This window comes from Olleya marilimosa CAM030, assembly GCF_000518485.1.
Lineage (GTDB): Bacteria > Bacteroidota > Bacteroidia > Flavobacteriales > Flavobacteriaceae > Olleya > Olleya marilimosa.
The window spans coordinates 1-14,433 of sequence record NZ_JADR01000001.1 but is presented as its reverse complement, the minus strand read 5'-3'; the positions used below and the strand labels follow the sequence as shown (position 1 = coordinate 14,433).

Genomic DNA, 14,433 nt, shown 5'->3' with positions numbered 1-14,433 from the left:
GTAACATTACTGATTTAGGTATTTTTAACTTAAAGGAAGAAATAACTTTTTATATAAAACAAAACCCACCCTCTAAATAAATAAAGGATGGGAAAAAATTGCTATGAAAAAGAAAAATTATCACTAGCTAGGCTAGCGACAAATCAAATATACTATTTTTTATTAAATAAGAAGTTAAATGATTTAAATAGTTAAACAAAAAGCAAAAAAAAGCTCACAAAATGTGAGCTTTTTAAATTTAGTTTATGCTTTTATTAAGAAAACATGTCTTTTACTTTTTCAAAAAAAGACTTGTCACTACGCTCTGGCTTAGGCGAAAAGTGTTCATCGTCTTTCATACTTTCAAAAAACTCTTTTTGTTTTTTGTTTAATGTTTTTGGTGTCCATACGTTAACGTGTACTAGTAAATCACCTTTACCGTAACCATTAATACTAGGAATACCTTTTCCGCGTAAGCGTAATATTTTACCAGATTGCATTCCTGCTTCTATCTTGATACGTACTTTTCCGGTAACTGTGTCAATTTCTTTTGAGTTTCCTAGTATTGCATCAGGTAAGCTTACGTATAAATCATAATGTAGATTATCGCCTTCACGTTGTAAAGACTCGTGTGCTTCTTCTTCTATTGCTACAAGTAAGTCTCCAGACACACCATTACCTGGTGCTTCGTTACCTTTTCCTGACACTTTAAGTTGCATACCATCTACTACTCCTGCTGGTATATTAACTGGAATAGTTTCTTCTTTTGCAATCATACCTTGTGCGTCAGCTTCACTTGGTTTTTTGTCTATTATTTGTCCTGCTCCACTACATGTTGGACATGGTGCAGCTGTTTGCATACGACCTAATATAGTATTTGTAACTCTAGTTACTTGACCTGCTCCATTACAAGTATTACATGTTTTATAAGTAGTACCTGGTGCCTGAACTTTACGTTTAACTTTAATTTTCTTTTCTACACCATTAGCAATTTCTTCTAAAGTAAGTTTAAGACGTACACGTAGGTTACTACCTTTAACGCGACGTTGTCCTCCACCTCCACCGAAGCCTCCTCCAAAACCAGAGAAACCTCCACCTCCAAAGATGTCACCAAATTGGCTAAAAATATCGTCCATGTTCATTCCGCCACCACTGTAGCCTCCACCACCACCTTCAAATGCTTGGTGTCCAAATTGGTCGTAACGTGCTTTTTTGTTCTCGTCACTTAATACCTCATAAGCTTCTGCTGCTTCTTTAAACTTAGATTCAGCATCCTTATCATCCGGATTTTTGTCAGGATGAAACTCGATTGCCTTTTTACGGTATGCTTTTTTTATTTCGGCTTGTGATGCCGATTTATTTATACCTAATATTTCGTAAAAATCTCTTTTAGCCATACTTAAATTATTGTCCGATTATTACTTTTGGAAAACGTATAACAGTTTCGCCTAGTTTATAACCTTTTTCTATTACATCTACTATTTTACCTTTTAAATCTTCAGTAGGTGCTGGTATTTGCGTTATAGCTTCATGGTGATCTGCATTAAATACATCTCCTGCTCTAACTTCTAATTGTGACAATCCTTTTTGTTGTAATGTCTGTAATAATTTATTATAAATTAATAAGACACCTTTACGCATTTCTTCTGCTTCTTTGTCATCTTCGATGTGTAATAAAGCGCGCTCAAAATCGTCTAAAATTGGTAACATAGATACCATAACATCCTTGCTGGCAGTTTGAAACAGCTCAATACGCTCTCTTGATGTGCGCTTTTTGTAATTTTCAAACTCTGCAAAAAGACGTAAAAATTTATCTTTTTCTTGTTGTAAATCAGCCTTTAACTGATCCTCTACAGATAACTCCTCTACAACCTCGTCTTGTGTTGTTTCTTGATCTGCTTGATTTGAAGTAGATTTTATCTCCTCTTCTATGTTTGTTTCGTTGTTGCTTTTCTTGCTCATTTTTGTACTTAATTTAAAATACTGTAATTGGGATGGCAAAAGTACTGCCATTACTATTAAAAATGTCAAAATGTCATTGTTTTTTTTTAACAAACAATTAATTAGTTTCCATGGAAGATTATTTGTACATTTGCACTTTAAATCACTAAAACTAAAATTTTATATCATGAAAAAAATTGTATTAAACCTTTTTGCTGTAGCAATCGTTGGATTAAGTGTTGTTGCTTGTAAAAGTGATGCTAAAGAAGCTAAAACTGGTGAAGTTGAAGCTGTAGCTGAAAACGTTGAAGCTGCTAAATATAAAGCAGACGCAGAAAACTCTATGATTATGTGGAAAGCTAACAAAATTGTTGGTGGACACGAAGGTACTATTAATGTATCTAGTGGTGTTGCTGAGTTTGAAGGAGACAAATTAGTAGGAGGAAACTTTATGTTTGACATTAATACTATTAAATGTACAGACATTCCTGAAACTGAAGAAGCTAACGCAAACTTAATAGGTCACTTAAAAAGTCCAGACTTTTTTGATGTAGCACAATTTGGTACTGCAGCATTTGAAATTACAAAAGTAGAAGGAAACAATATTAGTGGTAACTTAACATTAAAAGGTATTAAAAAGAACATTACTTTTCCAGCATCTGTAGCTGTAAATGGTGACGATGTAACTATTACAAGTGACACGTTTACTTTAGATAGAACAGAGTGGAACATTATGTACAACTCTGCTACAAGTGATGATGTTGCAGCATCTTTAGGAGATAAGTTAATCAAGGATGATGTAGAAATTAAAATATCTGTTAAAGCTAAAAAAGCTTAACAATTAACTACTATTAAAAAAAAGCCACAATTAACGTTGTGGCTTTTTTTTATCTAATCATGAGATTAAACTATAAACCCATAAAAAAATTATAACTTTAGCCTATACTAACCAACATAGATTTACAATGACTTTAGGAGCCTTATCAATAAGCTTATCTGTAAAAGATATCACTATCTCTAAACAATTTTATGAAACCTTAGGATTTACCGTTTTTGGCGGACAACTTGAACAAAACTATTTAATAATGAAAAATGGAAATGCTTTAATTGGACTTTTTCAAGGTATGTTTGATAATAACATAATTACTTTTAATCCTGGTTGGGACGAAAATGCTAAACCTTTAAAAGAATTTGACGATGTTAGAACCATACAAAAACAACTTAAAGACAATAATATTACTTTAATTACTGAGGCAGACACAACAACAAAAGGTCCTGCAAGTTTTATGGTATTAGATCCAGATGGTAACCAAATATTAGTAGATCAACATGTTTAAAACTACTCTATTGGAAAATCAAAATATTGATTTCTAAAAGGTTCTCCTCTTAATGTAAAGTGCCACCATTCTTTTGGGTAGTTTCTAAACCCATTAGACAACATAACGTCTTGCAGTAATTGTCTATTCTCTTGTTGTTTTTTTGTCAATTTAGTATTACTTACCCAAGATTCTGGTCCAAAAAAATCATAAGGGCTACCCATATCCAAAACTAATCCTGTATCTAAATTTATAATTGTTAAGTCTAAAGTACTACCACTACTATGTCTAGATTTTGAAGCGATATAGCCTTGACTAAAAAGATTTTTTTTATCCACATTTGGATAATACTCCTGTTTTTTTAATGTATCGTTTACTTTTTTTGCCCATCTTACAAAATGATTTACAGCTTGTTGTGGTCTATAAGCATCATAAATTTTTATGCCAAGTCCCTTTTTTTTAAGGGTATCCTGAACATTTCTTAACGCTTTAGCAGCTAATGTTGTCATTATTACTACTTCCTTGTTATAGCCATCAATTTGCTCTCCAACAAAATTATTGTCGTTACAATACCTTAAATCTACTGCTAAATCATCGATAATATCTTGAGCATAAACAAAGCCTTCCCTTAATTGAGCAAGACAAATAGTTGTAAAAAAAGTTAGTAAAAGGGCTATATTATACTTCATGTTTTAAATTTTATAGGCTAAATTTATAAAATAAAAAAACAACTATGACCTATCCTTGGCATCTATATTTAATGGGATTATTATATGCTTTTGCTGGTATGCTTCATTTTATTAAACCTAAAATGTATATGCGTGTAATGCCAAGATATTTACCAAATCATAAATTACTTGTAATATTAAGTGGTATTGCAGAGGTTATATTGGGTATTACTATCTGTATTCCTGCATTAAAAAACACTTCTATTTACTTACTAATTATCATGTTACTGTTATTTTTAATGGTACACATTTATATGTTAACAGAAAAAAAAGCATCTGTAGGCATCCCTAAATGGATACTTATATTGCGTATTCCGTTACAATTTGGTTTAATGTATTGGGCTTTTTGGTATTTAAAACTTTAAAAGATGTTATTTACAGAAGAAATAAAACTTAATTTACCTGATGCAGAAATTAGTTATTTTCCTAACTTTTTTGATATAACAGACGCTGATCGTTATTACGATTTGCTTTTAAAGGACATTCCTTGGCAACAAGATAATATTACAGTTTTTGGTAAAACGCACGCACAACCTAGATTAACTGCTTTATTTAGCAATAATAATAAGCCTTATAGTTATTCTAATATTACAATGCATCCACATGGCTTTACTTCCGCTTTAAGCGAAATAAAAAAAAGAGTCGAAAATACAACTAACACAATATTTACTACCTGTTTAGCTAATTTATACAGACATGGTCAAGATAGTAATGGTTGGCACGCTGATAACGAAAAAGCTTTAGGCATTAATCCCATTATAGCGTCTGTAAGTTTTGGTCAAGCACGATATTTTAATTTAAAACACAAAACTGATAAATCATTAAAACAAAAACTATTACTAGAACATGGTAGTTTATTATTAATGAAGGGAAGTACGCAACACCATTGGTTGCATCAAATAGCTAAAACAAAAAAAGAAATTAAGCCAAGAATTAATCTGACTTTTAGAATTATAAAATAAAAAGTATTAAACACATAAAAGCCAAGGTCCCTCAACCTTGGCTTTTTGCTATTTGGCATTTTGTGTTAAATTAATTTAGATTATCCAAACTAATCTAACAATGCAAATATTAATTAATTAATCCATTGAACTAAAAGTATGTAATTTTTAGCACGAAACAAACATAAAACATATCTCAAAACAAAACGATTAAAAACATTATAAATCGATGAAATGCATAAAATTTTAACATTTATCGATTAAAACACACCTAAAATCGATTAAAAACACAATTTAAAAATATTTTTGACACCAAATTAATACCAAAATTTAAATGTAACTTTGAACTATAAAAATTGAAATTTGGCACTTTATTTGACTTACTAGTTAAAACATTTTAATATGAAAAAACATCTTGTAATTTTTCTACTATTTATATTTTCAACTTCGGTTGCTCAAGAAGTGACTTACACTTCCAAAGAAGTTACTATTAGCAAACATATAAACGGAACATTACTAACCTCCATTGATGCTAATAAACCTGATTTAGCAATACTAATAGCAGGTTATGGTCCAACTGACAGAGATGGTAATCAAAACTTTTTAAAAACTAACAACATAAAAAAACTAGCCATAGGATTAACCAAAAATGGTATTGCAACCTTTAGATATGATAAACGTATAGTTAAACAAATAAGACAAAACAATGTGGATAAAAATTTATCCTTTGACGACTTTGTTACAGACGCGATTGATGTATTAGATTATTTTAAAAATCTTAATCAATATAATAAGATATATATTGTAGGTCATGACCAAGGTAGCCTGATTGGTATGTTAGCAGCTAAGGATAAAGCTGATGGATTTATATCTATCGCTGGAGCAGGTCAAACTATAGATAGTGTTATTATTGAACAAATTGAAAAAACTGCACCTCAATTTACAGCAGACACTAAACGTATATTCAATATTTTAAAAAGCGGAAAAACAACTACAGATTATCCTGTAGCACTATCTTCAATATTTAATATTGAAACACAACGTTTTTTTATGAGTTGGATGAAACATAACCCTGTAGATATTATAAGTACTTTAAATGTACCTACGTTAATTATTAACGGAACCAAAGACTTACAAGTTAGTCAAGCTGAAGCACTATTATTAAAAGAAGCTGCTAAGGATGCTTCAATACAAATTATAAAAAATATGAACCATGTTATGGTTACTATTGCTGGTGATGATCTTGAAAACTCAAAATCTTATAACGAGTCACAACGACCACTAGCAGATGGATTGCTAGAAAAAATAATATCATTTATTACTTCTAAATAATAATAACCAAACAATGTTAAATAGAAAAAGCATCCTAAAAGGATGCTTTTTCATACTAACCAACCAAAAATATGATAATTACTACTCGTCTCAATTAGGTAACCACACCTGTTGTGAAAGTCATCATAAGTAATTACACTTTTAATATTACAATTGTCGTGCCAAAACCAATAACCTAACAAATTATGATGTTAAAGGTTTATTAAAGTTAAAAACAGAAAAAGCATCCTTAAAGGGATGCTTTTTCATACTAACCAACCAAATGTAATTTTTACTATTTTCTGTTTAGGTAACCACACCTAGTATTAGAATGTCATCATAAATAATTACATTTTACATTAAACAAATCCTGTGCCAAACTTTATTTTTAAACCTTTTAATAACCGTTTTATTTGATTATTTTGCGTTATCTATAAATTAAAATTATGAGTGAACCATTATTTACAAACGACACTATTGTTTTTGGAGTGTTAATGATAGCATTAGGTCTAATTTTTTATACAGAATCCTTGAAAGGCGGTTTTTGGGAAAAGTTTTATAAAATTGTTCCTGGACTATTTATGGCATATATGCTACCTGCAATATTAACTACTATAGGATTAATTGCTCCTGAATGGGAAACAACAAGTGATACAGGAGAGATTGTATCGCACAAAACTAACTTATATTATGTTGCAAGTAGATATCTTTTACCTGCTGCACTAGTTTTAATGACCCTAAGTATTGATTTAAAAGCTGTCTTTAATTTAGGATGGAAAGCATTAATAATGTTTTTTACAGGTACTGTAGGTATTATTATTGGTGGTCCCATAGCTATATTATTAATTGCCTCTATATCTCCAGACACTGTTGGTGGTATTGGTCCTGATGCTGTTTGGAGAGGTTTATCTACATTAGCAGGTAGCTGGATTGGTGGAGGAGCCAATCAAACTGCTATGTTAGAAATATATGGCTATAACCAAGCCGAATACGGAAAAATGGTTTTTGTGGATATAGTTGTTGCTAATGTTTGGATGGCCATCCTACTTATTGGTATAGGAAAAAGAGCTAGCATAAATAAGTGGCTTAAAGCAGACACCTCTTCCATTGAAGCGCTTAAAGAAAAAATGTCAACATTTACAGAAAGTGTTAAACGTAATCCAAGCCTAACAGACCTAATGTTATTAGCTGCCATAGCTTTTGGAACTGTAAGCATGGCACACCTATGTGCTGACAATTTAGCGCCATTTTTTGGAAACATAATTTCAGGGATTGAGTCTCCTACTTTAAAAAACACCTTTACCTTTTTAGATAGCACCTTTTTCTGGATGATTAGTATAGCAACCATTATAGCCATTTTACTATCTTTTACCAAAGCTAAAAATTATGAAGGTGCAGGAGCTAGTAAATTTGGCAGTGTTTTTATATATATTTTAGTAGCAACCATTGGTATGAAAATAGACATTAGCTCAATATTTGATAATGTTGGACTTATAGCCATAGGATTTGTTTGGATGGGTATTCATGCACTACTATTAATTGGTGTAGCAAAACTTATTAAAGCACCATATTTCTTTTTAGCTGTAGGAAGTCAAGCCAACGTTGGTGGTGCAGCATCTGCTCCAATTGTAGCATCAGCCTTTCATCCATCCTTAGCAACAGTAGGTGTTCTTTTAGCTGTATTTGGATATGCTGTTGGTACTTTAGCTGCCATTGGATGTACAATTTTAATGCAATTAGCTTCTGGAGGTTAGTATTTTTCTGTTTTTTAATTGATATTTGCCCACGTTAAAAATAAGTTTTAGATGAAAAAAATTATTGCATTATTAGTATTAGTATCTTTATTTTCTTGCGGAAATGATGCTAATAAATTGACAGTCAAAGGAACTGTTAAAGGTTTAAAAAAAGGAACTATTTATCTTAAAAAGGTAAGTGATACTGTTTTAGTCACTGTAGACTCAATAGTCGTCAATGGTTCTCCTGAATTTACTTTACAATCAGATATAGATGAACCAGAAATGTTTTATTTATACTTAAATAAAAACACTAAGGAAGATGATCGTATATCCTTTTTTGCAGATAAAGGAGTTACTGAAATTAATACAACTTTAAAAGGTTTTTCTTATGACGCAAAAATAAAAGGATCTAAGCAACATGAAGTTTTAGAAGAATATTTAAGTATGATAGGAAAGTTTAATAACAAAAACTTAGACTTAACTAAAGATTATATTGAAGCTGCTAGAGATAAAGATACTATCAAATTAAAACAGACTGAAAAAATATTAAATAGTTTTAAGAAAAGAAAGTATTTATACACTGCCAATTTTGCAGTCAACCATAATGATAGTGAGGTAGCTCCATATTTAGCACTTTCTGAAATTTATGATGCTAACGTTATTTATTTAGATACTATCAATAATGTATTAACACCTAAAATTAAAGCCTCAAAATACGGAAAACAACTTGATGTATATATTGCAGAGATTAAAAAAAATGAGCAGTAGTATACAATGATCACTTATAATAAAAAAGCCATCTAAAATTTAGATGGCTTTTTTTGTAGCTTAAATATTGATATAAATCAAAAAAAAAAGCTTCTCAGTAAAGAGAAGCTTTTTTGAGCCGATGGAGGGACTCGAACCCACGACCTGCTGATTACAAATCAGCTGCTCTAGCCAGCTGAGCTACATCGGCAAAAGAGTTTGCAAATATAATTCTCTTAATGATATCTGCAAGCTTTTTTTTAAAAAAATTTAACCTAATTTATTAATTCTTTCAATTAACGCACGACCCTTATCTTCAAGCTCTTTTTTAATTGAGTTAAAATGAGCTTTTTTGTTATCAACGTCTTTTGCATTAGTCTTAGTTATAAGCTCGTCAAAAGTTACTATTGCGTCATCTATGATCGCTTCACTTTGTTTGTTGTCTTTATCAGTGTTTGTATATTCCCAAACGTATACTGCTTCAATAATATCTCCTAAAACGTAATTAATGTCTTTTTTTAGGTCTCTTTTATTTGCCATAATTTTAAAATTTATTTAGGTGCAAAGCTACAATTAAAGTTCCAAATTAGAACTATTTAAATGTACTTTAAAGGCTTTATTTAATTTATGTATGTTATTTACCAGAATACAATACAAAGTTTCTTGGTGTCTCGTAAAGTGTTACTTCTAGGTCTAAGCTTGGTTTTAACTTAGCTTTAATTTTATTATAAACTACAACAGCTATATTTTCGGCAGTTGGGTTTAAATCTTTAAACTCAGTTACATCTAAATTTAAATTTTTATGGTCAAAAGCATCTTCCACTTCTGTTTTAATGATGTCCTTTAAAACTTTTACATCAATTACAAAACCTGTTTCTTGATCTATTTCTCCTGTAACACTAGCTATAAGCTCATAATTATGGCCATGATAATTAGGGTTATTACATTTTCCGAAGACTTCATCATTTTTTTCCATTGACCAATCTTTACGATATAATCTATGTGCTGCATTAAAATGTGCTTTACGACTAACTGTTACTTTCATGATTAATATTTATAAATTGATAAAACTTATCAAAAATTATTTTAAACCAAGCTGTATATAGTTCTGGATGATTTTCTATATCAACTTTTACATCCTCTAAAGGCATCCATTTCCAGCTTTCAACTTCTTCTTTATTAATCACTGGTTCATCTTGATAGTAACCTACCATTATATGGTCTAATTCATGCTCAGTTAAACCGTTATCAAAAGGAGCTTTATATATAAATGAAGTTTTTTCTTCTAAAGCTGTGACAAAACCCATTTCTTCTTGTAAACGTCTTGTACCTGCCTTTATATTACTTTCTCCTTCTCGTTGATGACTACAACAGGTATTGGTCCATAATCCAGGAGAATGATATTTACCTAAAGCTCTTTGTTGTAGCATTAACTCATTATTATCATTAAAGACAAACACAGAGAATGCACGATGTAATAATGCTTTTTCATGGGCTTCCATTTTTGGCATTAGTCCAATTTGCTCATCAAACTCGTTTACTAAAATTACATTTTCTTCTTTCATTAGAAATATTTGATAAAAACAAAGTTAATAATTAGACTTGGGCTAATTTTTGTTTTAAGTTAATTTTAATAAAAAAAAGCATCTCAGTTGAGATGCTTTTTCTTTAAAAATAAGTCGAATTATCTATTAATAACTATAAAGTTACTTCTTCTATTCCAATCATGTTCTTCTTCGGTACACTTAACTCCATTACTACATCTATTAACTAACATAGTTTCTCCATAACCTTTACCTTCTAACCTATCTGGATCAATACCTCCTTTTTGGATTATATATTGTTTAGTAGATACGTTTCTTCTGTTAGATAAAGCCCAGTTATAGTCATCTGATGCTCTTGAATCTGTATGCGATTGCACATCAATTCTAACCGTTGGATACTTTTTCATGTAATCTATTACCTTTTTTAACTCTAATTCTGCGTCTGGTCTGATATTAGACTTATCAAAATCAAAATAGATAGGATTTAATTTTAATACTTCAGTTAAATCCATTCCCACTTCTGCTGGTAGTGTTGTTTCAGGTGTTAAGTTCAATTTTAAAACAACATCTTCTTTCTTTTTAGGATTAACAACAAACGTTTGGTCTGATTGTATAAACCCATCCTTAGATGCTATAATATTAAACTTTTGTTTGTTACAAGGTCCTTCATAACTAAATGAACCGTTTTGGTCTGACGTTAAATTCTGTACTTCAACACCTTTTTCATTTAATACGACAACACTTGCATAAGGAAGTATTACATTAGTTGTTTTATCTACTGTTGTACCAGACACTAACTGTGTACAAAATGATCTAGAAAACTTGTAGATATCGTCATCTCCTTTTCCATTATATCTGTTTGAGGTTAAATATCCAACATTTGAAAACTCATCAATTATAAATTCAAAATCATCTCTTGAACTATTAATTGGCTTACCTAAGTTTGTAACCGTTTGACTAGGATCATCAAGTTTTGTCATAAAAACATCTAATCCTCCAAGACCTTGATGTCCATCTGATGAAAAGTATAATGTTCCATTATTGCTAATGTATGGGAAATTTTCTCTTCCTTCTGTATTAATAGCATCTCCTAAATTTACAGGTTCGCCATAAGTACCATCTTCTAAGATATCTACATAATAAATATCAGATTTACCTCGCGTTCCTGGCATATCACTTGCAAAATATAGTCTTGCCTCATCTAAACTTAACGCTGGATGCGCTACATTATAATCGTCGTTATTAAATGGCATACTAGTAATATTTGTCCAAACTCCATTTTTAAGTTCTGCTTTAAATATTTTTAATCCATTTACTTTTTCGTTACTTTTTCTAACTTTACCATGAAAATAATTATTTCTAGTAAAATACAACGTATTTCCATCATGAGTAAAAGATGTTGAAGATTCGTGATATTTAGTATTTATAACTGTAGACAAAGGAGTTACAGTACTAGAATCATTGGCTTTATAGTATAAATCCAAAAATGGTTGTTCATTCCATTTATATAATTTACCATCACCTCTAGAGGAAGCAAAAACGATTCCTCCTTTGTAAAACGAAGTTCCGAAATCTGAAAAACGAGAATTTAAATCTAAATTTTCTAATTCAAAGTCACCTGATAGAGACTCAATTGTTTCTAAATAATTTGGGGATTTCGAGAATAATATAGCTCTAGAATCATTTGGCTTTAAAGCAGCAAATTTTTTCATATTCGCATTTGCACCTTCATAGTCACCAATAGCTTTTAAACTCATCGCATATCTATAGTAGTACTCATACTCTACTACCGCATCTAATTTAAACATTTCTCCATACCATTTGGAAGCGTCTTCCATTTTAGTGTTGAAATAATATGAATTAGCTAGTTTTTTATAAACTTCTGGAGTTTTATTACCTTTTTCAATTAACTTTAATAACTCCTTTGTTGTTTCTACATAGGACAATTTATCATACTTTTTTTCTGTACTACTTGAAATACCATCATTTTGTGCAAATGTAAGATTAAATGATAGCGCAATAATTAAAGTAGAAAGTATATATGTATTTTTCATAATCTATATTATCTATATATTAAAAGAATCTTGGTGACAAAATTTTAGTTAAATCTCTAGGTTCAAATCTTAAAAACACCTCGAAAGAACCAGCATCAAATTTAGTCTGACCTAAATCTGTCACTTCTCTATCATAACCAAAACCTAACATTAAACTTTCTGATACCTGATAACCTAATAAACCACTAACTGCTGCATCCCATCGGTATGCTAAACCAAAAGTAAATTTATCTTTATATAAAGCGTTAGCTGTTACATCAGCTTGTAATGGTGATCCTGAAACTTGTTTAACAAGAAATGCTGGTTTTAATTTTAAATCTTGATTGATATCAAAAACATATCCTCCCATTAAATAAAAGTGCATTCTTTCTGATGCTTGAGATAAAGAAGCATCGTCAAAATATTTAGTTTCAAGTATATTTGGTACTGATAATCCTAAATACCATTTATCTGCATTACGATAATATACACCAGCTCCTATTTGAGGTGAAAATTTATTATCTATATCACTTTGTAATAATACATCTCCATTATTGTAAGCACTTAATTCTGAATATTTAATATCTAACAAACTTCCTCCACCATTCAAACCAAAAGATAATCTACCATCATCTGATGTATTAATAGAGTATGAAAATGACACATCAAAATAAGTTTCTTGTGTTGGTCCAATTCTATCGTTTACAACAGATAAACCTAAACCTACGTTTTGTTCATCACCAAAAGGGGAATGAATATTGAAAGTTCCTGTATCAGGAGCTCCATCTAAACCAACCCATTGTGTACGATATAAAAGTAAAGCACTTAAGCCATCTCTGGAACCTGCATATGCTGGATTAATACTTAATGTATTGTACATATACTGAGTATATTGTGCATCTTGTTGCGCAGATAATTCTGTGACATAAAATGAACTTATTACAGCTATTAATATTAAAATTTTATTTTTCATTTGAAATAAGGTATGAATTTATTTTTTTTAAGAGGCAGTTTTAACACTGCCTCTATAGATTATTATCGTTGTAGGTATAAATATCCTGCTCTAGACTTCGTTTCTCCTTCTACAACATATTCAACTACATAAAAGTAAGTTCCTACTGGTAAAAGCTCTTCTACTTGAATCGTTACTCTACCATTTGATCTACCGTTAAAGTAGTTTCCTACAGAACCATAACTAGACGTCTCATATACAATTACTCCCCATCTGTTATAAATCTTAACTGTGTTTTCTGGATATAATTCGATATTTCTAATAATAAATACATCATTCTCTCCATCACCATTAGGTGTAACAGCATTAAATATCTCTAAATCATCTTCTTCAGGCGATGCATTATTTACATCTAAATAATCTGGTAATCCATCACCATCACTATCAACAGCGTCATCACCAAAACCAATTCCATTATTATCTGGGTCAGGATATTCATCTTCAGTTGGTATTCCGTCATTGTCATCATCTGTATCTAAGTAATCAGGTATTGAATCTCCATCTGTGTCATCATTAGTAGGGTCATTGTCACCTGTTGGGTCGATATCTCCATCTTCAAAATCCGTGTTACCATAATCTTCATTAATAGTATCCACTCCATCACCATCATCATCTGTATCCAAATAATCTGGTATTGAATCTCCGTCCGTATCTCCTTCAGATTGTTCGACTCCGTTAGGGACATTATCACCATCACAATCACCATTTAACCACTCTACTGATTGAGCTACAGTCGTACTTGCTGCAATAAAGTCACATGGATTTTGTGGGTCTGTACTATCTAATATTTCTGTACCATTAATTACACCATCTCCATCACAATCTAAAGCTTCCCACTCGGCAGAAACAATAGTTATATCTTGATTTAATGCTAAGTAATCACATGGGTCTAATGCATCTGTTCCATCAATAACTTCTTGTCCATTTGTCACACCATCTCCATCACAATCAGCTTCAAGATATACTTCATCTTGAGGTAATGTAATACTTGACTCTAAATATTCACATGAATCATTTGGATCTGTTCCGTCTAATGCTTCTTGTCCATCTGTTACTCCATCTCCATCTGTATCTGGATCTGTTGGGTCGGTTGTGTTTCCTGCTGGATCTGCTGGTGTAGATGGATCATCTACGCCTGTAATCTC

Annotated in this window: 16 protein-coding genes and 1 tRNA gene; 7 read left to right on the top strand and 10 right to left on the bottom strand. The window is 31.0% G+C overall.

Going from position 1 to position 14,433, the window contains the following annotated elements; all coding sequences use genetic code 11:
* Positions 1-254: 254 nt before the first annotated feature.
* Entirely contained in the window at positions 255-1,376 is a 1,122-nt protein-coding gene (gene dnaJ, locus M890_RS0100085) for a molecular chaperone DnaJ (protein WP_028281568.1), read from the bottom strand.
* Between the two features lie 7 nt (positions 1,377-1,383).
* The gene (locus tag M890_RS0100080; RefSeq protein WP_028281567.1) at positions 1,384-1,941 is read right to left on the bottom strand and encodes a nucleotide exchange factor GrpE; all 558 of its coding nucleotides are present in this window, start codon (positions 1,939-1,941) and stop codon (positions 1,384-1,386) included.
* A gap of 166 nt (positions 1,942-2,107) precedes the next feature.
* Here M890_RS0100080 and M890_RS0100075 point away from each other — a divergent pair, with 166 nt between their 5' ends.
* Entirely contained in the window at positions 2,108-2,758 is a 651-nt protein-coding gene (locus M890_RS0100075; protein WP_028281566.1) for a YceI family protein, read from the top strand.
* 127 nt (positions 2,759-2,885) lie between these two features.
* Positions 2,886-3,257 carry a VOC family protein gene (locus M890_RS0100070; protein WP_028281565.1) on the top strand — a complete coding sequence of 124 codons (372 nt, stop codon included), beginning with the start codon at positions 2,886-2,888 and terminating at the stop codon, positions 3,255-3,257.
* A 2-nt stretch (positions 3,258-3,259) separates the two neighbouring features.
* Here the strand turns inward: M890_RS0100070 and M890_RS0100065 are convergent, their stop codons facing one another.
* Positions 3,260-3,925 carry a M15 family metallopeptidase gene (locus M890_RS0100065; protein WP_028281564.1) on the bottom strand — a complete coding sequence of 222 codons (666 nt, stop codon included), beginning with the start codon at positions 3,923-3,925 and terminating at the stop codon, positions 3,260-3,262.
* A gap of 44 nt (positions 3,926-3,969) precedes the next feature.
* On the opposite strand from M890_RS0100065, the gene M890_RS0100060 reads away from it, so the two are divergent.
* The 5 genes from M890_RS0100060 to M890_RS0100040 all read left to right on the top strand — a co-directional run bounded on the left by M890_RS0100060 (position 3,970) and on the right by M890_RS0100040 (position 8,720).
* Positions 3,970-4,329, top strand: coding sequence for a DoxX family protein (locus M890_RS0100060; protein ID WP_028281563.1), 360 nt, complete (start codon positions 3,970-3,972; stop codon positions 4,327-4,329).
* Positions 4,330-4,332: 3 nt separating this feature from the next.
* Complete coding sequence (locus M890_RS0100055) at positions 4,333-4,926, top strand: alpha-ketoglutarate-dependent dioxygenase AlkB family protein (protein WP_028281562.1); 594 nt, start codon at positions 4,333-4,335, stop codon at positions 4,924-4,926.
* A gap of 381 nt (positions 4,927-5,307) precedes the next feature.
* Positions 5,308-6,237, top strand: a complete 930-nt coding sequence (locus M890_RS0100050) for an alpha/beta hydrolase (RefSeq protein ID WP_028281561.1) — start codon at positions 5,308-5,310, stop codon at positions 6,235-6,237.
* A 425-nt stretch (positions 6,238-6,662) separates the two neighbouring features.
* Complete coding sequence (locus M890_RS0100045) at positions 6,663-7,970, top strand: DUF819 family protein (RefSeq protein WP_028281560.1); 1,308 nt, start codon at positions 6,663-6,665, stop codon at positions 7,968-7,970.
* A gap of 51 nt (positions 7,971-8,021) precedes the next feature.
* Complete coding sequence (locus M890_RS0100040) at positions 8,022-8,720, top strand: DUF4369 domain-containing protein (RefSeq protein WP_028281559.1); 699 nt, start codon at positions 8,022-8,024, stop codon at positions 8,718-8,720.
* Between the two features lie 116 nt (positions 8,721-8,836).
* Here the strand turns inward: M890_RS0100040 and M890_RS0100035 are convergent.
* The 7 genes from M890_RS0100035 to M890_RS15605 all read right to left on the bottom strand — a co-directional run.
* Positions 8,837-8,910 (bottom strand) — tRNA-Thr (locus M890_RS0100035).
* 59 nt (positions 8,911-8,969) lie between these two features.
* Positions 8,970-9,239, bottom strand: a complete 270-nt coding sequence (locus M890_RS0100030) for a hypothetical protein (protein WP_028281558.1) — start codon at positions 9,237-9,239, stop codon at positions 8,970-8,972.
* Between the two features lie 94 nt (positions 9,240-9,333).
* Positions 9,334-9,744: a 6-pyruvoyl trahydropterin synthase family protein gene (locus M890_RS0100025; protein WP_028281557.1), complete on the bottom strand. Its 411-nt coding sequence runs from the start codon at positions 9,742-9,744 to the stop codon at positions 9,334-9,336.
* Entirely contained in the window at positions 9,728-10,264 is a 537-nt protein-coding gene (idi, locus tag M890_RS0100020) for an isopentenyl-diphosphate Delta-isomerase (RefSeq protein ID WP_028281556.1), read from the bottom strand. Before idi ends, M890_RS0100025 begins: the two co-directional genes overlap by 17 nt.
* A 119-nt stretch (positions 10,265-10,383) precedes the next feature.
* On the bottom strand, positions 10,384-12,297 hold the full coding sequence (locus M890_RS0100015) for an OmpA family protein (protein ID WP_028281555.1): 1,914 nt from the start codon (positions 12,295-12,297) through the stop codon (positions 10,384-10,386).
* A gap of 19 nt (positions 12,298-12,316) precedes the next feature.
* Entirely contained in the window at positions 12,317-13,249 is a 933-nt protein-coding gene (locus M890_RS0100010) for a PorP/SprF family type IX secretion system membrane protein (RefSeq protein WP_028281554.1), read from the bottom strand.
* Positions 13,250-13,311: 62 nt separating this feature from the next.
* Positions 13,312-14,433: T9SS type B sorting domain-containing protein (locus M890_RS15605; RefSeq protein WP_028281553.1), on the bottom strand; the 1,122-nt coding region annotated here is incomplete at its 5' end.

Bases quoted from the DNA above. Each gene is read 5' to 3' on its own strand.
- M890_RS0100040 (WP_028281559.1), top strand. From the start codon at position 8,022: ATGAAAAAAATTATTGCATTATTAGTATTAGTATCTTTATTTTCTTGC.
- M890_RS0100060 (WP_028281563.1), top strand. From the start codon at position 3,970: ATGACCTATCCTTGGCATCTATATTTAATGGGATTATTATATGCTTTT.
- M890_RS0100015 (WP_028281555.1), bottom strand. From the start codon at position 12,297: ATGAAAAATACATATATACTTTCTACTTTAATTATTGCGCTATCATTT.
- M890_RS0100080 (WP_028281567.1), bottom strand. From the start codon at position 1,941: ATGAGCAAGAAAAGCAACAACGAAACAAACATAGAAGAGGAGATAAAA.
- idi (WP_028281556.1), bottom strand. From the start codon at position 10,264: ATGAAAGAAGAAAATGTAATTTTAGTAAACGAGTTTGATGAGCAAATT.
- M890_RS0100065 (WP_028281564.1), bottom strand. From the start codon at position 3,925: ATGAAGTATAATATAGCCCTTTTACTAACTTTTTTTACAACTATTTGT.
- M890_RS0100070 (WP_028281565.1), top strand. From the start codon at position 2,886: ATGACTTTAGGAGCCTTATCAATAAGCTTATCTGTAAAAGATATCACT.
- M890_RS0100030 (WP_028281558.1), bottom strand. From the start codon at position 9,239: ATGGCAAATAAAAGAGACCTAAAAAAAGACATTAATTACGTTTTAGGA.
- dnaJ (WP_028281568.1), bottom strand. From the start codon at position 1,376: ATGGCTAAAAGAGATTTTTACGAAATATTAGGTATAAATAAATCGGCA.
- M890_RS0100025 (WP_028281557.1), bottom strand. From the start codon at position 9,744: ATGAAAGTAACAGTTAGTCGTAAAGCACATTTTAATGCAGCACATAGA.
- M890_RS0100055 (WP_028281562.1), top strand. From the start codon at position 4,333: ATGTTATTTACAGAAGAAATAAAACTTAATTTACCTGATGCAGAAATT.
- M890_RS0100050 (WP_028281561.1), top strand. From the start codon at position 5,308: ATGAAAAAACATCTTGTAATTTTTCTACTATTTATATTTTCAACTTCG.
- M890_RS0100075 (WP_028281566.1), top strand. From the start codon at position 2,108: ATGAAAAAAATTGTATTAAACCTTTTTGCTGTAGCAATCGTTGGATTA.
- M890_RS0100045 (WP_028281560.1), top strand. From the start codon at position 6,663: ATGAGTGAACCATTATTTACAAACGACACTATTGTTTTTGGAGTGTTA.
- M890_RS0100010 (WP_028281554.1), bottom strand. From the start codon at position 13,249: ATGAAAAATAAAATTTTAATATTAATAGCTGTAATAAGTTCATTTTAT.